25 protein-coding genes and 1 other RNA gene are annotated in these 22,766 nt (G+C 65.4%); 14 read left to right on the plus strand and 12 right to left on the minus strand.

Annotated features, from left to right (window positions below):
* Positions 1-75 precede the first annotated feature (75 nt).
* On the minus strand, positions 76-972 hold the full coding sequence (locus AC1KVG_RS04450) for a DMT family transporter (protein WP_481093604.1): 897 nt from the start codon (positions 970-972) through the stop codon (positions 76-78).
* Between the two features lie 108 nt (positions 973-1,080).
* On the opposite strand from AC1KVG_RS04450, the gene AC1KVG_RS04455 reads away from it, so the two are divergent.
* The 4 genes from AC1KVG_RS04455 (at position 1,081) to AC1KVG_RS04470 (ending at position 4,038) form a co-directional block, all read left to right on the plus strand.
* Entirely contained in the window at positions 1,081-1,566 is a 486-nt protein-coding gene (locus tag AC1KVG_RS04455) for a YajQ family cyclic di-GMP-binding protein (RefSeq protein ID WP_006450408.1), read from the plus strand.
* 7 nt (positions 1,567-1,573) lie between these two features.
* Positions 1,574-2,401 carry an alpha/beta hydrolase gene (locus AC1KVG_RS04460; protein WP_481093634.1) on the plus strand — a complete coding sequence of 276 codons (828 nt, stop codon included), beginning with the start codon at positions 1,574-1,576 and terminating at the stop codon, positions 2,399-2,401.
* Positions 2,402-2,549: 148 nt separating this feature from the next.
* On the plus strand, positions 2,550-3,110 hold the full coding sequence (locus tag AC1KVG_RS04465) for a DUF1415 domain-containing protein (RefSeq protein WP_481093605.1): 561 nt from the start codon (positions 2,550-2,552) through the stop codon (positions 3,108-3,110).
* Positions 3,111-3,231: 121 nt separating this feature from the next.
* Positions 3,232-4,038, plus strand: a complete 807-nt coding sequence (locus AC1KVG_RS04470; RefSeq protein ID WP_115039673.1) for an SDR family oxidoreductase — start codon at positions 3,232-3,234, stop codon at positions 4,036-4,038.
* A 151-nt stretch (positions 4,039-4,189) separates the two neighbouring features.
* On the opposite strand, the gene AC1KVG_RS04475 is transcribed toward AC1KVG_RS04470, so the two are convergent.
* Complete coding sequence (locus AC1KVG_RS04475; RefSeq protein WP_115039672.1) at positions 4,190-4,903, minus strand: pseudouridine synthase; 714 nt, start codon at positions 4,901-4,903, stop codon at positions 4,190-4,192.
* On the minus strand, positions 4,900-5,967 hold the full coding sequence (locus AC1KVG_RS04480) for a class I SAM-dependent methyltransferase (RefSeq protein WP_481093606.1): 1,068 nt from the start codon (positions 5,965-5,967) through the stop codon (positions 4,900-4,902). The genes AC1KVG_RS04475 and AC1KVG_RS04480 overlap by 4 nt, the downstream gene beginning before the upstream one ends.
* A gap of 585 nt (positions 5,968-6,552) precedes the next feature.
* On the opposite strand from AC1KVG_RS04480, the gene AC1KVG_RS04485 reads away from it, so the two are divergent.
* Complete coding sequence (locus AC1KVG_RS04485; RefSeq protein WP_006452568.1) at positions 6,553-6,813, plus strand: hypothetical protein; 261 nt, start codon at positions 6,553-6,555, stop codon at positions 6,811-6,813.
* 102 nt (positions 6,814-6,915) lie between these two features.
* Here the strand turns inward: AC1KVG_RS04485 and AC1KVG_RS04490 are convergent, their stop codons facing one another.
* The 5 genes from AC1KVG_RS04490 to AC1KVG_RS04510 form a co-directional block, all read right to left on the minus strand.
* Positions 6,916-8,253: a PQQ-dependent sugar dehydrogenase gene (locus AC1KVG_RS04490; protein ID WP_481093607.1), complete on the minus strand. Its 1,338-nt coding sequence runs from the start codon at positions 8,251-8,253 to the stop codon at positions 6,916-6,918.
* Between the two features lie 89 nt (positions 8,254-8,342).
* Positions 8,343-8,651, minus strand: a complete 309-nt coding sequence (locus AC1KVG_RS04495) for a DUF3247 family protein (protein WP_481093608.1) — start codon at positions 8,649-8,651, stop codon at positions 8,343-8,345.
* 125 nt (positions 8,652-8,776) lie between these two features.
* Entirely contained in the window at positions 8,777-10,810 is a 2,034-nt protein-coding gene (locus tag AC1KVG_RS04500) for a PAS domain-containing hybrid sensor histidine kinase/response regulator (RefSeq protein ID WP_481093609.1), read from the minus strand.
* A 107-nt stretch (positions 10,811-10,917) separates the two neighbouring features.
* Positions 10,918-11,208, minus strand: a complete 291-nt coding sequence (locus tag AC1KVG_RS04505) for a hypothetical protein (RefSeq protein ID WP_006452572.1) — start codon at positions 11,206-11,208, stop codon at positions 10,918-10,920.
* On the minus strand, positions 11,195-11,641 hold the full coding sequence (locus AC1KVG_RS04510; protein WP_043888894.1) for a hypothetical protein: 447 nt from the start codon (positions 11,639-11,641) through the stop codon (positions 11,195-11,197). Before AC1KVG_RS04510 ends, AC1KVG_RS04505 begins: the two co-directional genes overlap by 14 nt.
* Before the next feature lie 247 nt (positions 11,642-11,888).
* On the opposite strand from AC1KVG_RS04510, the gene AC1KVG_RS04515 reads away from it, so the two are divergent.
* Positions 11,889-12,464 (plus strand): DUF3016 domain-containing protein, encoded by a 576-nt coding sequence (locus AC1KVG_RS04515; protein WP_006452574.1) that lies wholly within the window; start codon positions 11,889-11,891, stop codon positions 12,462-12,464.
* Positions 12,465-12,690: 226 nt separating this feature from the next.
* Here AC1KVG_RS04515 and alr read toward each other — a convergent pair whose 3' ends face one another.
* Positions 12,691-13,791, minus strand: a complete 1,101-nt coding sequence (gene alr / locus AC1KVG_RS04520; protein ID WP_481093610.1) for an alanine racemase — start codon at positions 13,789-13,791, stop codon at positions 12,691-12,693.
* Entirely contained in the window at positions 13,791-15,080 is a 1,290-nt protein-coding gene (locus AC1KVG_RS04525; protein WP_481093611.1) for a D-amino acid dehydrogenase, read from the minus strand. Before AC1KVG_RS04525 ends, alr begins: the two co-directional genes overlap by 1 nt.
* Positions 15,081-15,229: 149 nt before the next feature.
* Here AC1KVG_RS04525 and AC1KVG_RS04530 point away from each other — a divergent pair, with 149 nt between their 5' ends.
* Positions 15,230-15,709: an Lrp/AsnC ligand binding domain-containing protein gene (locus AC1KVG_RS04530; protein WP_023902425.1), complete on the plus strand. Its 480-nt coding sequence runs from the start codon at positions 15,230-15,232 to the stop codon at positions 15,707-15,709.
* A gap of 119 nt (positions 15,710-15,828) precedes the next feature.
* Here the strand turns inward: AC1KVG_RS04530 and AC1KVG_RS04535 are convergent, their stop codons facing one another.
* On the minus strand, positions 15,829-16,260 hold the full coding sequence (locus tag AC1KVG_RS04535) for a hypothetical protein (RefSeq protein WP_481093612.1): 432 nt from the start codon (positions 16,258-16,260) through the stop codon (positions 15,829-15,831).
* Positions 16,261-16,625: 365 nt separating this feature from the next.
* Between AC1KVG_RS04535 and msrB the strand changes: the two genes are divergently transcribed.
* The 6 genes from msrB (at position 16,626) to AC1KVG_RS04565 (ending at position 21,056) form a co-directional block, all read left to right on the plus strand.
* Complete coding sequence (msrB, locus tag AC1KVG_RS04540; RefSeq protein ID WP_481093613.1) at positions 16,626-17,090, plus strand: peptide-methionine (R)-S-oxide reductase MsrB; 465 nt, start codon at positions 16,626-16,628, stop codon at positions 17,088-17,090.
* 100 nt (positions 17,091-17,190) lie between these two features.
* A non-coding RNA gene (locus AC1KVG_RS04545) (sX9 sRNA) lies at positions 17,191-17,262 on the plus strand.
* A gap of 428 nt (positions 17,263-17,690) precedes the next feature.
* Positions 17,691-18,545 carry a flagellar motor stator protein MotA gene (gene motA, locus AC1KVG_RS04550; protein ID WP_006452580.1) on the plus strand — a complete coding sequence of 285 codons (855 nt, stop codon included), beginning with the start codon at positions 17,691-17,693 and terminating at the stop codon, positions 18,543-18,545.
* Positions 18,546-18,555: 10 nt separating this feature from the next.
* The gene (motB, locus tag AC1KVG_RS04555; RefSeq protein WP_481093614.1) at positions 18,556-19,770 is read left to right on the plus strand and encodes a flagellar motor protein MotB; all 1,215 of its coding nucleotides are present in this window, start codon (positions 18,556-18,558) and stop codon (positions 19,768-19,770) included.
* Positions 19,771-20,178: 408 nt separating this feature from the next.
* Positions 20,179-20,763, plus strand: coding sequence for a hypothetical protein (locus AC1KVG_RS04560; RefSeq protein WP_481093615.1), 585 nt, complete (start codon positions 20,179-20,181; stop codon positions 20,761-20,763).
* An 8-nt stretch (positions 20,764-20,771) separates the two neighbouring features.
* A complete protein-coding gene (locus tag AC1KVG_RS04565; RefSeq protein WP_481093616.1) occupies positions 20,772-21,056 on the plus strand; it encodes a DUF4031 domain-containing protein in 285 nt (94 codons plus the stop codon).
* A gap of 412 nt (positions 21,057-21,468) precedes the next feature.
* Here the strand turns inward: AC1KVG_RS04565 and AC1KVG_RS04570 are convergent, their stop codons facing one another.
* Positions 21,469-22,020, minus strand: coding sequence for a DUF6630 family protein (locus AC1KVG_RS04570; protein WP_481093617.1), 552 nt, complete (start codon positions 22,018-22,020; stop codon positions 21,469-21,471).
* Between the two features lie 164 nt (positions 22,021-22,184).
* Between AC1KVG_RS04570 and AC1KVG_RS04575 the strand changes: the two genes are divergently transcribed.
* Entirely contained in the window at positions 22,185-22,451 is a 267-nt protein-coding gene (locus AC1KVG_RS04575) for a DUF3297 family protein (RefSeq protein ID WP_043888891.1), read from the plus strand.
* Positions 22,452-22,766: the final 315 nt, after the last annotated feature.

Raw genomic sequence — 22,766 nt, forward strand, 5'->3', positions numbered from 1 at the left:
AGTGGGGATTGGGGATTGGGGATTCGCAAAAGCCAAAGCGCCTTGCCGTTGCTCTAGCGAATCCCGAATCCCCAATCACAGCCTATCCAACGGTGGCGGCCTGTCGGCCTTCCGAATCCGCTCCCGCCGCAACAAATACAGCCCGCTGGCGACGATGATGCCGGCGCCGGTCCAGGTCCAGTTGTCTGGCAGGGTCTGCCACAGCAGCCAATCCCAGCCGATCACCCAGACCAGGCCGGTGTATTCCAGCGGCGCGATCATCGAGGCTTCGCCGCGCAGGAAGGCCTGGGTCAGCGCGATCTGCCCCAGCGCCCCGGCTAGGCCCATGCCGGCGATCAACCAGGCGTGCTCGCCCCGCAACGGCACCCAGCCGGGGATCGCCAGCAGGCCGGCGCCGATCGCCATGAACAGCAGAAACCACACCACCATCGCCTGCGGGGTATCGGTACGCGTCAGCAAGCTCACGGTGATGGCCGCGATGGCGTAGGCAGTGGCCGCCAGCAGCACCATCAGGCCGGGCAACGAGATCAAGCCATCCACGCCAGGGCGCAACACCACGATCACCCCGACCAGGCCGATGGCAATCGCGGTCCAGCGCCGCGGGCCCACACGCTCGCCCAGCAACGGCACCGATAGCGCCGCCACCAGCAGCGGCGCCACGAAATACAGCGTGTAGGCGGTGGACAACGGCATGCGCTTCAAGCCGTAGACGAAGCAGCCGATCATCACCATGCCCAGCACCCCGCGCAGCAGATGCAGCCCCCAGCGCACCGGCACGATCGAACGCGGCCCGGCGGTGGCGAACACCCACACCAGCACGAACGGCAGCGATGCCGCGCCACGCAACAAGGTGACCTGCAGCGGTGGGTAATGCGCCGACAGCAGCTTCATGCCCGCATCCATCAGCGAGAAGCAGGCCACGGCGGCCACCATCCAGGCGATGGCGGGAAGCGGAGAACGGGTGTTGGGCATGACGCATTATCGCTGCGCCTGCGCACCGACCGCCAACCCCCGTCTCGACAGTACGCACGACGCGATGCCCTAGAATGGCGGCTGTTTTTCAGATAGCAGGAGCTTTGCATGCCTTCCTTCGACGTGATCTCCGAAGTCGACAAGCACGAACTGACCAATGCGGTGGATCAGGCCAATCGCGAGCTGGATACGCGCTTCGATTTCAAGGGCGTGGAAGCCAGGTTCGAGCTGGAAGACGACAAGGTGATCAACCAGTCCGCGCCCAGCGATTTCCAGGTCAAGCAGATGACCGACATCCTGCGCGCACGCCTGCTGGCACGCGGCATCGACGTGCGTTGCCTGGAGTTCGGCGATATGGAAACCAATCTGGCCGGTGCGCGCCAGAAGGTCACCGTCAAGCAGGGCATCGAGCAGAAGCAGGCCAAGCAGCTGGTGGCCAAATTGAAGGAAGCCAAGCTCAAGGTGGAAGCGCAGATCAATGGCGACAAGCTGCGCGTGAGCGGCAAGAAGCGCGACGATCTGCAAGATGCGATGGCGCTGCTGAAGAAGGCCGATTTCGAGCTGCCGCTGCAGTTCGACAACTTCCGCGACTGAGCCAAGCATCGACAGCACTGACCTCAAGCCCGGCAACGCCGCACGCTGCCACTGGCAACATGCGGCGCAGGCACGCACGCCGCTGGCGCTGCTGTACCTGCACGGGTTCATGGCCAGCCCGGGCGAAGCCGGCGAGCTGCCCGAGCAGATGGCCGATACGTTAAGCGCCAACCTGTACGTGCATCGTTGGCCTGGCCATGGATCCAGCGCAGCCGACGCGATGCAAGGACTCACGCCTGCCGCGTTGCAGGCATCGGCACTGCAAGCATTGGCGCAGGCGCAGCGGATGGGCGAGCGCGTGGCGATCGTCGGCTCGTCCATGGGCGGCACTCTGGGGTTATGGCTAGCAGCGCAGCAGCCCGACGCGGTGGCTGCGGTCATCGCATGGTCGCCCGGCATCCGGCCGGCCAACCCTGCACTGCTCGATCAGGTCTGCGCGGCGCAGGCGCCATTAACCGATCCACGCCCACGCAACGCCGCATCCTTGGCGTTCTGGTCGAACATCATCCACCCGGATGGATTCCGCGCGCTGCGCAGTCTGTTCGCCAGCGTGGCCGCCGATCCTCCGTGGTCGCGTGTGCGCTGCCCGGTGTTTGTTGGCTACTACCGCGCGGCCAACGGCGAGGAAGATCCAACCGCCTCGGTGCCGGCGATGCTGGACATGTTCGATGCGCTCGGCACCGCGGCAAGCCGCAAACAGGCGATGGCATTCGACACCGGCGCGCATGCGATCGGCTCGCCGCACAAGACCCCGCATGCCGAGGCGGTTGCACAGGCATCGATCGCGTTTGTGCGTGCGCATGTGGCAGCTCCTGCGCAGACCGAGACTCGATAGACCAGCGGCGCCAAGGCCGAACTGCACGTTGCAATGACAGTGCACACCGCCATCGCTCGCGCCTGCTTGACCGGGCCGCCGGAACAACCGCGCGCGGCTGCGAAAACACCGATCGCATACACTGGCGCTCCATCCCGCCGCCGCCACGATGACGTCCACGCCTTCCTCGCTTGACCCGTTGACCGCCACCCGCCAGTGGATCGAGCGCGCGGTGATCGGTTTGAACCTGTGCCCGTTCGCCAAGGCGGTCTACGTCAAGGAGCAGGTGCGCCTGGTCCTCAGCGACGCCAGCACGCCCGAAGCGCTGCTCGAAGAACTGGCCGAAGAACTGGTGTTGCTGCGCGACACGCCGGCAGAGCAGATCGACACCACCTTGATCGTGCATCCGGACGTGCTCACCGATTTCCTGGATTACAACGACTTCCTCGACAACGCCGATGCGGCCGTGGAAGCGCTGGATCTGGACGGCGTGTTGCAGGTGGCCAGCTTCCATCCGGACTATCAGTTCGCAGGCGCGGCCGTGGACGATGTGGCCAACTTCACCAACCGCTCGCCCTTCCCCACCTTGCACCTGCTGCGCGAAGACAGCGTGGAGCGTGCGGTGGCCGCCTTCCCCGACCCGGACGTGATCGTCGAGCGCAATATCGAGACGCTGGAACGCCTGGGCCAGGACGGCTGGGAACGTCTGTTGAACGCATCGACGCACTGATCAGCCGAGACACGGCGCGCGCAAGCGCCGCCGATGCGGCGACAGCCCGCGCGCGCATCTTGCTGCGACCACCACAACGCACGCGTTACAGTGCCGACGACCTCACTGACGCGATGCTCCGATGCCCTTGATTCCTGCTGTTTCCTCATGGAACCCGTCCCCGCTGCAGGACCGCGTGGTGGTGATCACCGGTGGCGCGCAAGGCATCGGCCGCGGCATTGCGCAGGCAGTGCTGGGCGCGGGCGGCAGCGTGGTGATCGGCGATCTGGATGCGGACGCCGGCAAGGCATGTCTGCACGAATGGGCACTGCCGCAACGCAGCGCCTTCGTCCGTTGCGATGCGGCGCGCGAACCCCAGGCAACGCGCTTGATCGCCGCCGCACTGAAACGCTTCGGTCGCCTCGATGGCCTGGTCAACAACGCAGGCGTGGCCGATCCGCATGTTGCACCCTTGCCGCAACTGGAGTGGAACGAGTGGAATCGCCGGCTGGCGAGCCTGCATGGCGCATTTTTGTGCAGCAAGCAGGCCTTGCCTGCACTGGCGCAAGCCCAGGGCGGCGGCGCGATCGTCAATATCGCCTCCACCCGCGCCTGGCAATCCGAACCGCATAGCGAAGCCTATGCCGCCGCCAAGGGTGGCCTGGTGGCCTTCACGCATGCATTGGCGCTGAGCGAAGGCCCGCAGGTGCGCGTCAACAGCATCAGCCCGGGCTGGATCAGCACCGATGCCTGGCGTGCACCGCAGCGCAGGCGCACGCCCAAGCTCTCGCGCCGCGACCATGCACAACACCCGGCCGGCCGGGTGGGCACGCCGGAAGACGTCGCGCAGCTGGCGGTGTATCTGCTGTCGCCGCAGCTGTCCGGCTTTGTGACCGGTCAGGACTTCGTCGTCGATGGCGGCATGTCGCGCAAGATGCAGTACGTCTAAAGTCTGGCGCAGGTTAGCTACTTGGAGCGGGGCGACAAAACGACGTGCACCGCCAGGCGGGCGCGGCCGTCTTCGTGGTTCCCATCAGCAGCACACGAACACGTTGGCGGGTGCGGTGTTCTCACTGCTTGCGGGACCTGTGGGGCATGGATCATGCCTGCTCGCTGCGGCCGAACAACACCTCAAGATCGGGCGCTTCCAACGTGCGCCATTGCCCGGACGGCAGACCGTCCAGCGACAGCCCGCCGATGCGGCTGCGGTGCAGCGCCACCACATGATTGCCGGCGGCGGCAAACATGCGCCGCACCTGGTGGTAGCGGCCCTCGTGCAAGGTCAGGCGCGCTTCGCGTGGGCCGAGCACATCCAGTTCGGCCGGCAGCAATGGTTTGGTTTCGCCTTCCAGCAGCAACGTGCCGCTGAAAAACAGCGCGGCTTCGTCGCCACGCAAATCTTCCGCCAGGGTGACGTCGTACACCTTGTCCAATGCGGACTTGGGCGAAATGATCCGGTGCAGCAGCGCGCCGTCGTCGGTCATCAGCAGCATGCCGCTGGTTTCGCGATCCAGCCGCCCCACCGGTGCCAGCACCGGCGCGCGCGAACGGAAGCGCAGTGGTAGTAACTCGTAGATCAGCCGGCCGGTGTCCTTGGTCGAGCAGGTGTAGCCGCTGGGTTTGTGCAGCAACAGGCTAAAACCCGGCGGCGGATCCAGCGGCTCGCCATCGATGCGGATCGCGTCGTGCTCCACCTGGTCGTCGGCATACAGCACCTCGCCCTGGACATCGGTGACCGCGCCCTGGCGAAACAGCTGGGTCACCTGCTTGCGGCTGCCATAACCGAGATTGGCGATGTGCTTGACCAGCTTCATGCGCGCGCTCCACGGCCGCGGATGGCAGAAATCAGCTTGAAACCGTGGCGTTCGGCGGCCACGCGTACCTGCCCGAAGCTTTCGTTGAGCACGTATTCGTAAGGCAGATGCCGGTTGGCGACCAGCAACAGCTGCCCGCCCGGGCGCAGCGCCTGCGCGGCCACCGAGATGAAGCGCTGCCCGATATCCGGGCGATCGGCACGCGAGGGCGTGTGGAACGGCGGATTGCTGACGATGAAGTCGTACTGCGCCACCAGGCCGGCGGTGACGTCGTGCCAGTGGTACTGCAGCTGCGCCGGATGCGCGATGCCTTGCAGATTGCGCTGCGCCAGGGTGAGCGCGCGCGCCTCGGCCTCGTACAGATCCAGCGCGGTGACCTTGGGGCAACGCGCCAGCACTTCGGCCGACAGATAGCCAAAGCCCGCACCCAGATCGGCGCCGTGCCCAGCCAGCGTGGGCGGTAGATGCTCGACCAACAGCGCAGAGGCAGGATCGATGCGGTCCCAGGCGAACACGCCCGGGCGGCTGACGAAGCGCCCGTCCAGAATCTTGCGCGGCGCATCCAGCGCGGCCCAGCGCGCCTGCAGCGCCACATCGGTGTCGGCAGGCAGCGGGGCGCTCCAGTAGGTGCGGCAATGGTGCTTGGTCAGGCTGCCGGCCAGGCCGGTGAGCTGACGCAGATCGGCTTCGCCCGAGCGCGCGCCCTCGTTGTTGGACTGGCAGGCCACCACGCGGCCACCCGGCGCGGTCAGCGCCACGGCGCGCGCAAACAACGCACGCGCTTCTTCGCGCTGACGCGGCGGCAGCACCAGCACCAGTGCGTAGCGGGTGCTGTCGGCTTCGATCTCGCTCTCTTCGCGCACGTTCCAGCCGCTGCGCTCCAGCGCCTCGGCGAACGGCCGAAAGCTCTGCTCGCAGGTCAGCGTCTCGGCGGCGGCATGCTCACTGAGCGCAAAACCATCCCGCGCGCGCAGGAACAACACCGGGCCGTTGGGCCACGGCAGCACGCCCTGGGCGAAGGGCAGGAACAGGGTTTGAAGCGGGGCGTCGTGCGGGCCAGCCATCGGATCATCGGGTCGGGAACAGGCGGCCATTGTAAGGGACCGCTGCCGGCTACCCGGCGGCGCCATCCGCTGGGAGCTCTCAGTTGCGCTGATCTTGATTGATCGAGTCAAAAGCTTAGTCGGTCGAGGGCGCGGTGCCCTCACCGCTCGCGGGACACGCCGTAAACCCGTCCCTGGGGGCTCGGTGGCGGCATCCATGCCGCCACACGGTCCCGCAATCGGCAAGGACACCGCACCAGAAAGTTTGCCGGCTGTTTTATTGAAAACCATGCACACCGACCATCTTGACTGGCCCTTGCCCGCCCACCGTCGCGGGACCTTACGCGGCATGGATGCCGCGTAAGAGCCTACATGGACGTACTTGCGGCGTGTCCCGCGATGGTGGGCGGGCAAGGGCCCTGCAGCCAAGCCGCAGATCAGCCGCCCTGCAATAGAACAACCTTAAGTAGTTAGGTCAGCCACTCCAAGCCGATTCCAATTGCGTGACCTGGCAACGGCATGCCTTCCAATGTCTATACGGACTATTGATGCGTACGCAACATCTGCCCGCCTAGGCTGAAAGCACGCCCACACCGGAGAGACGCGATGCGAGCCTTGTTCGTAGGTGGAGTTGTCGACAACAGCGAAATGGATCTGGACGACACTCCGCCACCGATGCATTACCCCGAAAACACCGGCGCCGGCCGGCCGCGTTATCGCCTGCATCAGGTGGGCGAACGCGACGATGGCAGCTTGGCCTATGCGGTCTATGGCGCACCGGAAATGGCCGACGATGACATCAGCCGGATCACCGAGGAGCGTGGCTACGCGCGTCGCTTCAGTGCGTCTCCAGAGGCGCCGCGCTAATTGCGCTTAAGCGACCTGATTGTGTTTGAGTGAAAACGCGCATGAAAAAACCGGGCCTGGGCCCGGTTTTCTTGTTTGAACGCCTGGATCAGCGCGTTTGGATCAACGTGCCTTCGAAGTCACCCGCCAGATCACATTGCCCACATCGTCGGCCACCAGCAGCGCGCCGCTATTGTCGGGCGCCACACCGACCGGACGGCCCTGTGCATTGCCTTCGGCATCCAGAAAACCGTCCAGCACGGTGATCGGCGTGCCGCTGGGCTTGCCGTCGACGAACGGCACGAACAGCACCTTGTAGCCGCTGGGCGGATCGCGATTCCATGAGCCATGCTGGCCGATGAAAGCGCCCTGGCGGAAGCGCTCCGGCAGCAACGTACCGCTGGCAAAGCTCAGACCGAGCGAGGCGGTATGCGGCCCGAGTGCGTAATCGGGCTTGATCGCCTTGGCCACCAGTTCGGCATTCTGCGGCTTGACCCGCTCGTCCACGTGCTGGCCGTAATAGCTGTAAGGCCAGCCGTAAAAGCCGCCATCGCGCACCGAGGTCAGATAATCAGGCACCAGATCGCTGCCGATTTCATCGCGCTCGTTCACCACCACCCACAGCGATTTGCTCTGCGGCTCCCACGCGGTGCCGACCGGATTGCGCAGCCCGCTGGCGAACACGCGGCTGCTGCCGGTGGCCGGGTCGATCTCCAGAATCGCCGCGCGGTTGAGCTCGGCTTCCATGCCGTTTTCGGCCACATTGCTGTTGGAGCCCACACCTACGTACAACTTGCTGCCATCGGCGCTGGCCAGCAGCGACTTGGTCCAATGGTGATTCAGACCGCCAGGCAGATTGGCCACGAAGGTCGGCTTGGCGGTGATATGCGTATCGCCGGCCTTGTACGGAAAGCTCACCAGCGCATCGGCATTGGCGACATAGAACCGATCGCCGACCAAGGCCATGCCGAACGGCGAAAACAGGCCGCTGACAAACTGCGTGCGCACCTCGGCCACCCCATCGCCATCGACGTCGCGCAGCAGCGTGATGCGATTGGCGCTGGGCACCACGGCGCCGGCCTTGCTCATCATCGCGCCCTGCACTTTCTTGCGGATCCCGCCACCGCCTTCGGCATCGTCCGGCTTGGGCGGCTCTGCAGTTTCGGCCACCAGCACATCGCCGTTCGGCAGCACATAGACCCAACGTGGGTGGTCGAGATCGCGTGCGAACGCGGCGACCTGCAGATCGTCGGCAGCGATCGGCTTGGCGTTCTCGGTCCAGCGTTTGACCGGCGCCACCTTGACCGTGGGGATCAGACGTTTGACCGGCTCGGGCAATTGCGGGTTGGGTCCGGTTCCCTGTTCGATGGCAAGCGTGGCGGTATCGCCGCAGGCGGCGAGAACGGCGACAGTCAGCAACGACAGCGGCCAACGAGCGAGCTTCAACGAGGGTGCATTCATTGCGGGGGCAATCCTGAACAGTTGCGACAATCGGCCATCATGCCGTCAACACCACGTTGAGAAGTAAACACATCGTCAATGCAGGCGTGTCAGGGCCTAGGTTGCGGAGCGGCGCCCACTGGCAGCGGGTGCACCGCCACGATGCGATCCATCCAGATCCACTGCGGTTCCTGGGCTGCATCCAGGTGATCCAGGCGCAATTGGCCGTTGATGCCTTCGCGCTGCTGAGCGTCCAGATAGGTCTGGATGGTCGGGCGCACGGCAACCGTGCCGCTGATGGTGCTGCCATCGTCCAGTTCGATCTGCACACGCTCCTGACCACCGAGCAGCGACACCCAGTGTTCGAGCGTTGCGATCTGTACCTGTTCCGAATAAACGTGCGGGGCGTATTTGGACATCGTGGCATCTCCGAAGAAGAAGTTGCCACGCTAGGCCACTGGCTGTGAAAGACGCACAAAACAGCGTCTTGCTTATGCAATCGCCTGGCGACGCATGATCGCGCGACGTGGATGCCGCGCGTGGGTCACTCCACCGATTCGCGCGCCGCGCGCACAGCGGTGACAAGTTGCGCAACGCTGTAGGGCTTGGCCAGATGCTCCTGAAAACCGGAGTCCAGCGCGCGCTTGCGATCGTCGTCGCGTGCCAGTGCGGTCACTGCCACCGCCGGCAATGCAGTGGCATCCAGCCCCAGGTTTTCGCGCACGGTGCGGATCAGTCCGTAGCCATCCATGCCCGGCATGCCGATGTCGGTGAGCATCAGATCGAAGCGTGCGTAACCGCGATGATCGATCAGGGCTAGTGCATCGGTGGCGCTGCCGGCGGTGACCACTTCGGCGCCCTGTTCTTCCAGCAGGCGGCGCAAATAGTCGAGCATGTCCGGCTGATCTTCCACTGCCAGCAGCCGCAGGCCATTGAGCGCACGTGCTTCGATGATCTGCTCGGACATCAGCCGCCGACGCAGCTCGCGCCGCGGCCGCTTGGCCTGATCAGGAATGTGCTCGGGCAGGCGCACGGTAAACGTGGCGCCCTTGCCGCGCCCGCCACTGGTGGCGCCCACCTGGCCGCCATGCATTTCCACCAATTGCTGCACGATCGCCAGGCCCAGGCCCAGACCGCCGTGCTGGCGCGTGGTGGTGCCGTCTGCCTGGCGGAAGCGCCCGAACAGATGCGGCAGGAATTCGGCGGCGATGCCGTCGCCGGAGTCGCGTACCGACACCAGCAGATGGCCGTCGTCGCGCTCGATGGTGACGTCGATGCGGCCGTGTGCCGGGGTGAACTTGATCGCGTTGGAGAGCAGATTCCACAACACCTGCTGCAGCCGCGTGGCATCGCCGAGTACCAGGCACGGGGTGGCCGGCACGTGCACCTCCAGGACCTGGTCCTTGCCTTCGGCAGCCAGTTCCTGGGTAGTCAGCGCTTCGCGCACCTGCTCGGCCAGATCCAGCGATTCGACCTCCAGCTGCACCTTGCCCAGCAGCATGCTGCTGAGATCGAGCATGTCCGAGATCAGCCGCTTTTGCGCACGTGCGCTGCTGGCGATCACCGACAGGCCCTTGTACGTGGGCTGGCCTTCTTCGACCCGCTGCAGCAGCAGTTCGCTCCAGCCCAGAATCGTGGTCAATGGCGTGCGCAATTCGTGCGACAGCGTGGCCAGGAACTCGTCCTTGAACCGCGCCATGCTCTCGGCCTCGTTGCGCGCAGTGCGCTCTGACTCGAGCAGTTGTTCGCGCGCCAATTCGATTTCGCGCTGTTCGGTGACATCCGGACTGCTGCCGGCAAGACCAATGAAACGACCATCGGCCGAATACCGCGGCGTGGCTGCCATTTCGATCCAGCGCCACTGGCCATCGTGGCGGCGCGCACGTACCAGCGCGTGCAACGCGCGCTGTTCTTCCAGGGAGGCGGCCAGTTCGAACTGGAAGATCGACAAATCGTCGGGATGCAGCAATTCGCTCCACGCCGAGACCGTGCCGCTGGAAATATCGATGCCGAAGAATTCGCCATAAGCGCTGTTGACGAAACGCACCACGCCTTGTGCGTCCAGCACCCAGACCGGCATCGGCAAGCCATCGGCCAGTGCGCTGAAGCGCGCCTCACTCTCGGCCAGCTCGCGCTCGACGCGCTTGCGCTCGGTGATGTCCATGAACAACACCGCCACCCGTGCCTGCTCCGGTTGCCCGACCCGGAACGCATCCACCGAATACCAGCGCCGCAACGCCTTGGCCTGCATTTCGAAATGGATACGGTTGCCGGTGCGGGCAACGTGCCCGTAGCGGTCGAACCACTCCTGCTCATGCTCGGCGAGCATGCCGCGCACGGAGACATTCACCGCATTGGTCAGACCGGTGTAGCGCTCGAACGCGCCATTGGTCGAGCGAATCACGTAATCGACGGCTTTGTCGCCATCGAACACCATGTCGATGACGCAGAACCCCGCGTCCACGTTATGGAAGATCTCGTGGTACATCGCAGGATCCAGGAACGGCTCGGCGATGGCGGCAGGCAGGCCGGCGGCCAATTCAGGGCTGGGACTGGAAGTGCTCAAATCGGGGTCCACGGGTGATGCCGATGCGGATGACGGGCAGATGAAAACACGCCCGATGTCGTCAGCGGGTGCACGGGCAACTGACCGGATTCACGATTCACCCACAATCCCGAATCGCCTCACCACAGCAAGGCCGCAGACAGCGCGATAGCGGCGGCCAGCAACACGATGCCGGCAATCACGCCGCGCAAGACCCATTGACCTTCGCGCCGCAACTGCTCATCCATCCAGCGTTGGGCTTCTTCGCGCCAGGCGGTCGAGCGCGCATGGTCGGCATCCAGCAACAGCAAGCGCACGCGCGACAGCCCCAGCTCGGCGCATTCGCTGCGACAGCGCAGGCTGAATCCGTCCACGCCGGTGGCGACCTGAGCGTCGAGCGGCAGTTGCAATTCGAGTTCAGGCCTGGACATAACGGGGACGCTCCTGATCCAGCTCGTGTTCCAGCGCCATGCGCGCCAGTTGGGTGTAGTTGGCACGCGGGCCCTGGCCGCGACCGGTGAGCATTCCCTGGTAATCCAGATCCTGCCAGACCCGCCCGGTCCACTCGACGCAATCCTCGGCAATGACCAGCATCAACGAGTAACGGTAGTCGAGCCCATTGGCCGAGGTGTAGGCATAGACCGGCGGGAACTGCACCGCCACATCGCCCTGCCGCGCCAGTGCAGCCAGATGCTCACGCAGTGCATCCCGTGGGTCGGCACCTGGCTCCAGACGCATCCCGCGGGTTGCCAGATCCAGATCCACATCGCTTTGCAACGCGACGAACGCGGCGGCACCGGTGGCCGGGTTGTGGCCGTGCTGCTTTGCCCAGTCGATGAACTGCAGGCGCACGTCCGACGGCATGTGTGCCGGCGCCGAGGAAGCTGACTTTGTGCGGAAAGAGTGGGTGTCCATGCTGGCGATCATCCGGTCCGCGCCGTGAAGCGCGGGCGCAGGCGCAGTGAACCCGCCGTCATGGCGCCGCGGTCGTGGATTAACCGCGCGCAACACCGATGCATGCCCGGTTGCTGCCGCGTTGCGGGCGATCCAGCGCACCCCCACACTGCTGGAACACCCGGTACGCCATGTACCTTCCGCTTGGAGACTTTCCATGAAACGTTCCAGCCTTTACGGCGCCAGCCTGTTGCTGGCAGGACTGCTCGCGGCGACCGGTGTGCAGGCCCGCGTGCGTAATGTCACCGACCCTCAAGCGCCACGCGCGCTGAGCAGCGAAGGAAACGTGGATGTGCGTTGGACCGACCCGGCGCAGTTTGCCGAGATGCGCTTCAGCGGCAACCGCTGGGAGGCGCAGCGCGGCGATTGGGTGACCCAGCTGGCGACCCATTTCCAGCAAAGTGCCGCCCGCCGGCTTCCCGACGGCCAACACCTGAGCGTGACCATCACCGACATCCGCCGCGCCGGCCAGTACGAGCCCTGGCACGGCCCGCGCATGCAGGACGTGCGCATCGTCAAGGACATCTACCCGCCGCGCCTGAGCTTCAGCTACACGCTGACCGGCGCCAATGGCGAGGTGATCGATCAGGGCGAACGCAAGCTGGTGGATTCGGCATTTCTGATGAGCGGCCCGCGCCTGACCGACAGCGACCCGTTGCGCTTCGAAAAAGCCATGATCGACGACTGGGTGCGCAAGCAGTTCCGTGGCGATCGGAGTACGGCTGGGGTGTGAGCTCCGCTTGAGCCCCTCTCCTGCGGGGCGAGAAGGCACAGCTTGCGCGCCACTGGCGCGCGTGCCTTGGTGCGCCTGCGCCGCTGGCGCAGGCCGGGGCGCGGAGCGGGGGTTGGGGTGAGGTACGGGGGCGAAGCCCTCGTGTTGTTCCGACTGCACGAGGCTTCGCTCGTACCCTCATCCGGCGCTGCGCGCCACCTTCTCCCGATGGGAGAAGGGATGCAACTTACCGGGTCACTTCATCGCCTACTGTCGCCTCACCCACATACGTCCGCGGCACGCGCTTGAGTCCACACAGCAGCTGATACGCGCTGACATTGCACTGCGTGGCCAACGGGGCGACGTGCGGTGCATTGCCCCACAGCTGCACTGGCGCGCCAATCTCCGCCTGCGGATGCTCGGTGAGATCCACGGTGAGCATGTCCATCGAGACGCGACCGATCAACGGGCAGACCTGCCCATCCACCAGCACCGGTGTGCCGTTGGGCGCGAACTGCGGATAGCCATCGGCATACCCCATCGCCACCACGCCCACGCGCGTGGGCCGTTGCGCAACGAAACGGGCGCCGTAGCCCACCGGCTCGCCGGCCGGCAGCTCGCGCACGGAGATGATGCGCGAACGCAGCGTCATCACCGGGCGCAGTTGCGCAGTGCTCTCGGTCTCCTGCGGGAACGGGTTTGCGCCGTACAGCATCAGCCCCGGGCGCGACCAATCGTTGCGCAGCGCCGGCCAGCCGAGCAGGCCGGGCGAATTGCGCAGACTGGTTTCCGCGCGCATGCCGCCTGCGGTGAGCGCGAAGGCCACCGCCTGTTCGTCGGTGCGGCTGCACTCCAGCTCGTCGGCGCGCGCCAGGTGGGTCATCAGCACCAGCGAAGCAATCTGCGGCAGCCCGCGCAAGCGCAACCACGCGGCGCGAAAATCTTCCGGCGACAGGCCCAGCCGATGCATGCCGCTGTCCAGCTTCAACCACACCCGTAGCGGGCGTGGGCTCTGGAAGTCGGCCAGCGCGCGCACCTGCTGCGTGGTGGCTGCCACCGTCCACAGATCATGCTCGGCAATCAGGCGCAGTTCGTCGTGTTCGAAAAAACCTTCCAGCAGCAAAATCGGCGCACGGATGCCGGCCTGGCGTAGCTCCAGGGCCTCTTCGATACAGGCCACCGCAAAGCCGTCGGCTTCGGGCTCCAACGCCTGCGCGCAGCGCACCGCGCCATGCCCGTAAGCATCGGCCTTGACCACTGCCAGGGCCTTGCTGCCGCCCAGGCGCTTGGCCAGGCGGTAGTTGTGACGCAATGCATCCAGATCGATCAACGCTTGCGCAGGACGCACTACGCGGCCTCCTGCTGCGCGCGGGCGCTGCGTGGCGAGAGGTAACGGAACACATCCAGACCTTCGGTATCGATGTCCGGGCTGCGGCCCTGCATCAGGTCGGCCAGATAGCGGCCCGAGCCGCAGGCCATGGTCCAGCCCAGGGTGCCGTGGCCAGTGTTGAGGAACAGGTTGGCATACGGCGTGGCACCGACCACCGGGGTGCCATCGGGCGTGGCCGGGCGCAAGCCGGTCCAGAACTCGGCCCTGGCCAGATCGCCGCCGCCGGGGAAGAGGTCGTTGACCACCATTTCCAAGGTGGCGCGGCGGCGCGGATTCAACGACAGATCGAACCCGGCCACCTCGGCCATGCCGCCGACGCGGATGCGCTCGTCGAAGCGGGTGATGGCGATCTTGTAGCTCTCGTCCAGCACCGTGGAGGTCGGCGCGCGCTGCGCGTCGACAATGGGGATGGTCAGCGAATAGCCCTTGAGCGGATACACCGGCAGATGCATGCCGAGCGAGAGCAGCAGGTCGGCCGAATAGCTGCCCAGCGCCAGCACGTAGCGGTCGGCGGTTTCGAGACGGCCATCGATCTGCACGCCGGTGACGGTGCGGCCGTCATGCTCCAGGTGCTCGATCTGCTGCCCGTAACGGAATTGCACACCGGACTGCGCGGCCAGCGCAGCCAGGCGCTGGGTGAACAGCCGGCAGTCGCCGGTCTGGTCTTCGGGCAGGCGCAGTGCACCAGCCATCTGCGCGCCGCCGCCGGCCAGGCCGGGTTCGAACTGGGCGATCTGCGCCGGGGTCAGCAATTCGTACGGCACGCCGTACTGGGCCAGCACTTCGATGTCCTGCGCGGCGGCATCCAACTGCTGCTGGGTGCGGAACAACTGGGTGGTGCCGAGCTGGCGGCCTTCGAATTCCAGCCCGGTGCTGGCGCGCAGTTCATTGAGGCAATCGCGGCTGTAGTCGGACATGCGCACCATGCGCGCCTTGTTCACCGCATAGCGCTCGGCGGTGCAGTTGCGCAGCATCTGGGTCAGCCAGGCCAGCTGGCGCAGATCGCGGGTGGGCCGGATCGACAACGGCGCATGCTGGGCGAACAACCACTTCATCGCCTTACTCGGCACGCCGGGGGCGGCCCAGGGCGAGGTGTAACCGAACGACAGCTGGCCGGCGTTGCCGTAGCTGGTTTCCAGCGCCGAGGCCGGCTGGCGGTCCACCACGGTGACCTCGCAGCCGGACTGCGCCAGATACCAGGCGGTGGTGGTGCCGATGACGCCGCTACCGAGAATGAGCACCCGCATGTCGTTCTCCTGGAAAGGGTATTCCCCCACAACCAAGCGCCGAGGGAGACAGTTAGACGCAGTATATTGCGAGCCAGGCAGTGCCGTTTCTGGAATCGGCACTACTTCGCAGTGAAATTTCCTGCCAAATCTGTAGGGAGACAGACCTCATGGCCACCCGTGTGCGCGAGCTGGACAAGATCGACCGCAAGATTCTGCGCATCCTGCAGCAGGAGGGGCGCATTTCCTTCACCGACCTGGGCGAACGGGTGGGCTTGTCGACCACGCCCTGCACCGAACGCGTACGCCGGCTGGAGCGCGATGGCGCCATCACTGGCTACTACGCGCGGCTGGACCCGCACATGCTCAAGGCCAGCCTGCTGGTGTTCGTGGAGATCAGCCTGGCCTACAAGTCCGGCGACATCTTCGAAGAGTTCCGCCGCGCCGCGCTCAAGCTGCCCAACGTGCTGGAATGCCATCTGGTCTCGGGCGATTTCGATTATCTGCTCAAGGCGCGCATCAGCGAGATGGCGTCCTATCGCAAGCTGCTCGGCAGCACCTTGTTGACCTTGCCGCATGTACGCGAGTCCAAGAGCTACATCGTGATGGAAGAGGTCAAGGAGACCCTGGCGTTGCCGATTGCGGATTGAGGTGGGATTGGGAATTGGGAATTGGGGATTCGTGGTCGGCGACGCAGCAAAGCTTGGGACGGCGGTTGGATGGAGACCGATCTGATTGCTGCCGATCAGACATCGACTGCTGCCGGATGTCAGCGCACCACGCGCATGCCGTCGCCGGCCGGAACCGCGTCGTAATAACGACCGGTCTTGGTGTCCAGCACCCGGTTGGCGCCGGCCGGCTGCATGCCTTGCAGCAAGCGGCCATTGCGGTCGTAGACCATCGGCGCGCTGGCGGGCAGCACCTGGCTACCGGCCGGGGCCACTGGTGTCTGTGCCGGGCCACGGGTGGGGATGGTCGGCGCGGACGGGCGCTGGCCGAGCTGCGAGGGCACTGGATTGGTGCCGGGCGCTGGCTGCACTGCACGCGGCGCCGTCAGCGTGGGCTGCGCGGGAGCCGGCGTGGTGATCGGCTGCAGGGTGTTGGACGAGCGCGTGGTGGTGGCCAATTGCGCCAGCGCCGCGCCTGCAATCGCCAGCAGGCCGCACAGCAGCAGGCCGCGCGTTGAAGAATGGATTGCCATGACGGGCACCGTGATTGGTTTGAGGGGTACTGACTGGGTGGGGGCGCCGATGTGTCGCGGCAATGCATGGGATTGGCTAGGGGATGAACGCGTTCGCGAGGTGATTGCAGTGCGAAGAGTCCCTTCTCCCATCGGGAGAAGGTGGCGCGCAGCGCCGGATGAGGGTGCGAGCGAAGCCTAGCAGTGCCCACCGCGCAGTGGCTTCGCCCCGTACCCTCACCCCAACCCCTCTCCCGCAGGGAGAGGGGCTTGATTCTCTGCGGACGGAAGAGGGCTTCGAGCACTTAGGTTGAACGCAGCCTGCTGCGCCCACATCACTGAGGGCAGACGCGGCACCCCGCCAGCGCGCGTATACGAGAGCCTTCATGAGCCAGTTCGATCTGACACCGCCCTCCCCCGCCCAGCGCGATGCCCTGATCGCCGGGCTCAGCGACGAGGAGCGGCGCGTGCTGCTGCAGCACGGCACCGAGGCGCCGTTCTGCGGGGTGTTCCTGGACAACAAGCTGGAGGGCGTCTACACCTGCCGCCTGTGCGGGCTGCCGCTGTTCCGTTCCAGCGCAAAGTTCGAATCCGGCACCGGCTGGCCGAGCTTCTTCGCCCCGTACGATGCGGCGCATGTGCGCGAAATCCGCGACATCAGCTACGGCATGATCCGCACCGAGATCGTCTGCGCGCGCTGCGACAGCCACCTCGGTCACGTGTTCCCCGACGGCCCGCCGCCAACCGGCGAGCGGCATTGCCTGAACTCGGTCTCGCTGGGCTTCACCGAAGATGGCCACGCACTGCCGAACTCGCTGCAACGCGACGGCGCCGAAGCGCAACCAGCCTGACCTGGCGAGGCCGCCCAGAAAGCAGTGGCGACCCACTCAGAGCGACTCACAGAACTACAGCGCAATCGTCAGGCGGGCGCGGCCGGCGCTCGGAATCGGCATGCACGGTTCATTTCGGTTCCTATGCGCCGTCCGCACCCACCTGACAGCCGCTCGCTACGTTCTGTTATCCGCTCCTACTGCCCACACCATTGCTCGCTGTAGTGCTAGAAACTGCCACGACAATGACGCTCGACGCTCGGCGGCGGGTCATCCGGGACGTGGTGCAGACGCTGAAGTTGCTGCCGAGCGCAACCTGCGCATCAAGTCCGCCGATGCTGGTGCCACCGCCAATGCAGAGGCCGCTTGCTGCAATGCGCTGTCTCGACGCGCACAGCAATCGATGCAGATCGCAAGCTCAACCAGGCAGACCTTTTCATCACAAGCCACACTGCGGTGAACGCCTTGCCGCAGTAAGCGCGATGCCGCTGATCGCCATATGTGAAGCCGTCATTGCACCAACCGATCGTTCAGTTACAGCGCACACCTTCACGCCGTGCACTTCAAGAATCCGCCGCGCGCGCCGAAACAACAGCAACCCTGTTTGCTTTTGGCTGCGCCATGCTCATCATCATCGGCTTCATCGTCGTCATCGTCAGTGTCCTCGGCGGCTATGTGCTGTCGCACGGAAAGCTGGGCGCGTTGTGGCAGCCGTACGAGCTGTTGATCATCGGCGGCGCGGCGCTGGGCGCGTTCCTGGTGAGCACGCCGGGCAAGATCGTCAAGGAAACCTTCAGTAGTGTCCTGGGCGTGTTCAAGGGCCCGCAGTACAAGTCCGAGGACTACAAGGACACCCTGAGCCTGGTCTATGAACTGCTGAACAAGGCCCGCCGCGACGGCTTCATGGCCCTGGAAGATCACGTCGAAAAACCGCAGGACAGCACCATCTTCGGCAACTACCCCAAGGTGGTGGCCGACCATCACCTGCTGGACTTCATCACCGACTGCCTGCGCCTGATGATCGGCAGCAACATCGAGCCGCACGAGCTGGAGCCGCTGCTCGAACTGGAACTGGAAAAGCACCACCACGAGGCGATGGCGCCCTCGCATGCCTTGAGCAAGGTGTCTGACGGCCTGCCCGGCTTTGGCATCGTGGCCGCCGTGCTCGGCATCGTGATCACCATGGGCTCGATCGGTGGCCCGATCGAGGAGATCGGCCACCACGTCGGTGCCGCGCTGGTCGGTACCTTCCTCGGCATCCTGCTGGCCTATGGCTTCGTGGCGCCGTTGTCGGCGGCGATGGAAGCGCGTGCCGATCAGGACGGGCGCATCTACGAGGCGGTCAAGACCGCGCTGCTGGCCTGCCTGCGCGGCTACAACCCGAAGATTGCGCTGGAATTCGCGCGCAAGACGCTGCCCTCCAACGTGCGTCCGAGCTTTGCGGATTTCGAAACGCACCTGAAGACGATCAAGTAGGGCCGCAGTCATGGCCGAGGGCAAATCCACCGTCGTCATCCGACGGGTCAAGAAGGTGCAGGGCGGCGGCCATCATGGCGGCGCCTGGAAAGTGGCGTTTGCCGACTTCGTGACCGCGATGATGGCCTTCTTCCTGGTGCTGTGGCTGATGGCCGCCACCACCAAGGAGCAGCGCGCGGCGATCTCGGAATATTTCCGCAATCCCAGCCCGTTGTCGGGCAAGTCGCCGGCGCCTTCGCCCGGCATGAACGGGCCCGGCGGTGCCAGCACCTCGATGATCAAACTCGGCGGCACCGCCGACATGGCCAAGGGGCAGAAGGACGAAATGGGCCGCAAGCGCGACAACGCTGCCGACACCACCGAAGACAGCCGCGCCAAGGACAAGAAGCGCCTGGAAGCGCTGATGCAGGACCTGAAGGAGGCCATCGACAAGAGCCAGGCGCTGGAGCCGTTCAAGGACCAGCTGCTGCTCGACCTCACCCCCGACGGGCTGCGCATCCAGATCGTGGACAAGCAGAACCGCCCGATGTTCGACATCGGCCGCGATCAGCTCAAGTCGTACACGGTGGACATCCTGCGCGAGCTATCCAGCTTCATCAATCAGGTGCCCAACCACATCAGCATCACCGGCCACACCGACACCACCGCCTACAGCAGCGATGCCGGTTACACCAACTGGGAACTCAGTGCCGACCGCGCCAATGCCGCGCGCCGTGCGCTGGTGGGCGGCGGCATGGCCGATGCCAAGGTCACCCGTGTGGTGGGCTTGTCCTCGTCGGTGCTGTTCGACAAGACCAACCCGCAGAATCCGATCAACCGCCGCATCAGCATCGTGGTGATGACCCAGGACGCCGAGCAGACCGCCTTGGCCGGCGCCGGCCAGGGCGTGGCGCTAGGTAAATCCACCCACGATGCCGACACGCATGTGCCGGATCTGAGTGCGGCGGCGGCGACCGGGACTGCTTCTGTGGGCACGCCGACTGCGATGCCTGCTGCGGGTAAGGCGGCCAGTGTATCGGTGGGTCCGGGTGCGGCGGCAGCGGCGCCAACCGCAACCGGCACACCGGCTGCGGCAGCGACCACGGCCACTGGCGCAGCGCCGGCCGCACCGCGCATCTCCACACGCACCCAGGTCGCCTCGGCTGCCGCGCTGGCCAAGGCTGCCGAGGCCGCTGTGGCTGCGGCGCCGCGCACTGCGGTCAGCACCGCGCCCGAGCAGCGCTGACGGCGTTGCGCGACACCTGGCAGCAGGTGTCAGGTGGCTGAAGACGGCACGCTGTCTTGCATGCAGCTCCTGACCAGGATCCGTACCGCGCATCGCTGCAAGCGAGACGCCCCGGGGGTGCTGAGAGCGGCTGAAAACACCTCCCCAGCAGTTGTGAGATGGCTGCGGGCGGCGCGTCGTCTTACATACCGATCCTGACAAGCCTCCGCGCTGCCTGACGATGCGCGCACTCGCTGTGTCAGCCACTTCAGGCTGTCCCAGACCCCGGCATAGCTGACTCCATCACGCGACGGGATCGATCGATGCATCGGCCCGGAAGGCCGCCGTTGACGGGCCTGGCAGTGTCGAGCGAGCCGGGTCACGCACAAGCGCCTAGAATGGCCGGCCATTCCCAGCGTCGAGAACACCGTGTCCCGCAATTCAAAGGCCAAGCGCGACAAGCGCAAGAAGCAGCTCCCCAAGCGTCCGATCGTCCGTCTGGGCCAGGCGCCCCAGGTCACCAACCACGCCGTGCTGCAGGATGCCGATGGTCGCGTGGTCGCTGCGATCGGTCTGCAGGGTGGCAGCGAGTGGATGCTGTCGATCGGCGGCCAGACCATGGGCAGCGCCGACAACCCGGTCCCGATGCTGGCCATGCTCAAGCACCTGGCCAACCTGCAGGAAGCCGAAGGCAAGACCATCTCGCTGGAATATTCGACCCAGCTGCAGCAGATGATCGACGACCTGGCCGCCGAAGACGGCAAGACCGCCGAGGAATATCTGACCACGCTGGTGGCCGAATTCCAGAACGCCGATGCCGATGAAGACGGCGATGACGCTGCAGAAGACGCAGCCGCCGACGCCGGCACCGACGCCGTTGCGGAAGATGCGGCTGGCGACGACGCTGCCAGCGACGACGACAGCGCGGCAGACGCAGACGCCAGCGATGCCGCAACCGACGACGCCGACGGCGAGACGGCCGGCAAGAAGCCGAAGAAATCCAAGAAGGCCTGACCCGGCCGATGGCCGTCTACGTCGACGATGCGGTGCATCTGTGGCGCGATCAGCGCTGGGCGCACCTGCTCGGCGATACGCTGGACGAGCTGCATGCGATGGCGGCGCGGCTGGGCATTCCCCGCCGCGCCTTCCAGAACAAACTCAGCGGCGCGCATTACGACGTGCCGGCACCGTTACGCATCGAGGCGATCGCGCTCGGTGCCATCGCCATCTCCCGTCACACTGATCGCGTACTGCTCAAGGCCTTGATCGCCAACGCGCGTGCGCAGGCGCGTGGCGAGGTGCCGTGAAGCGGGGATTGGGGAATCGGGAGTGGGGATTCGCAACGGCAGTGGCTGCGGCCTGATCGGCGGCGTGCTTGAGTAAGCCTGCCTGCATGCGGTGACAAACCTATTCGAATGACGACTGTCGCGCGCAGGCACGCTCCTACGTGACAGATGTTCTGACCTGGAGGCCTTCTTCCATTTCCAAACGGCATGCCTCTGTAGGAGCGCGCTTGCGCGCGAGAGGCTGTCCCGTTAACGCCCCATCGCGCGCCAGCGCGCTCCTACGTGGCAGTCGATGGGCCGTTGAATGCCTGCGCTAGACCCCGAGCTTCGCGTCCTGCCGCGCCAGCGCGCACAACTCATGGCTCAACCCGACCCGACACACCCCGGGACCGCTTTTGCGAATCCCCAATCCCGACTACCGAATCCCCAATCCTCAGAACGCCTCATTCCCCAATCGTACTTCCACGTCCAGCAGCGAGGTCAGTGCCATCATCGCTTCATCATCGCGGCTGAGGGCGATCCAGCCCGCGTAGGCGTCGCCGCCGGTGTTCCAGTTCCACAGCGAATAGCCGTGTTCGCGCAGGCGATCGAAGGCCACCGCCATCAGATCGGGCACGCTCAGGCCGTTGGCGAACTCTTCGTCGTCCAGGTCGCCGCCCCAGGCGATGCGCAGGTTCCAGCGCGCGCTGAGTTCGTCGATGGCGGCAATGAACGAGTCGGTGTCCTTCCAGTCGACGAAAAAGCCCGAGCGCCAGTCGATCGCGTCCTTCAACTCCCACAGCCAGGCATCGTCGCCTTCGTCTTCGTCCAGGTCGGCCTGCGCCTCGCGCCAGGCATCGAACTGGGCAAGCGCAGTTTCTTCGTCGCCGGGATTGATCAGCAGCAGCAGATTCCAGACCCGCCCCGGATGATCGTCGACATCGTCTTCGTCGCCTTCGGGCTGCAGGCCTTCGTCGTCTTCGTAATCGGCACTGTTGTCGGGCATGGCGGTCTCGTTCAAGGATTGCAGGCGTGAAGTGTGAGGCCTGGCGCCGCGCAAGCAAACCGACCGGCGCGTGTGGATTCATCGGAAGGGGCTGGTCTTCGCGGCGCAGGCCCGTATCCTGTGCGGCCGAAGACGGCCATCCCGGCCGCCATGACGCCTTTCCCATGAGCGATACCCCTCCCGATCATCTGGCCATCGATGCGCGCAGCCCGTTCCACGATGCCGATGCACTCAACCGCGGCATCGGCGTGCGTTTCAACGGTGTCGAACGCGACAACGTGGAGGAGTATTCGGTCAGCGAAGGCTGGATCAAGGTGCAGGTCGGAAAGGCGCGCGACCGTCGCGGCAACCCGATGACGATGAAGATCAAGGGTGAGGTGGTGGCCTACTTCCTGGACACCAAGAGCGACGCCGCGCCTGCTGCCGAGTAAGAGCGGCTGACCAAACTACTTCACGTTGTTCGATTGCAGAGCTGCTGAGCTGCGACTTGGCTGCAGGGCCCTTGCCCGCCCACCGTCGCGGGACACGCTGCAAGTACGTTCGTGTAGCGGCGATGACTGCCGCATTAGCAGCTGATCTGTGCCCTGGCTGCAGGGCCCTTGCCCGCCCACCATCGCGGGACACGCTGCAAGTACGTCCTTGTAAGCTCTTACGCGGCATCCATGCCGCGTAAGGTCCCGCGATGGTGGGCGGGCAAGGACCAGTCGAGGTGGTCGGTGTGCATGGCTTTTAACAAAGCAGCCAGG

Source organism: Xanthomonas sp. NCPPB 3959, assembly GCF_056675575.1.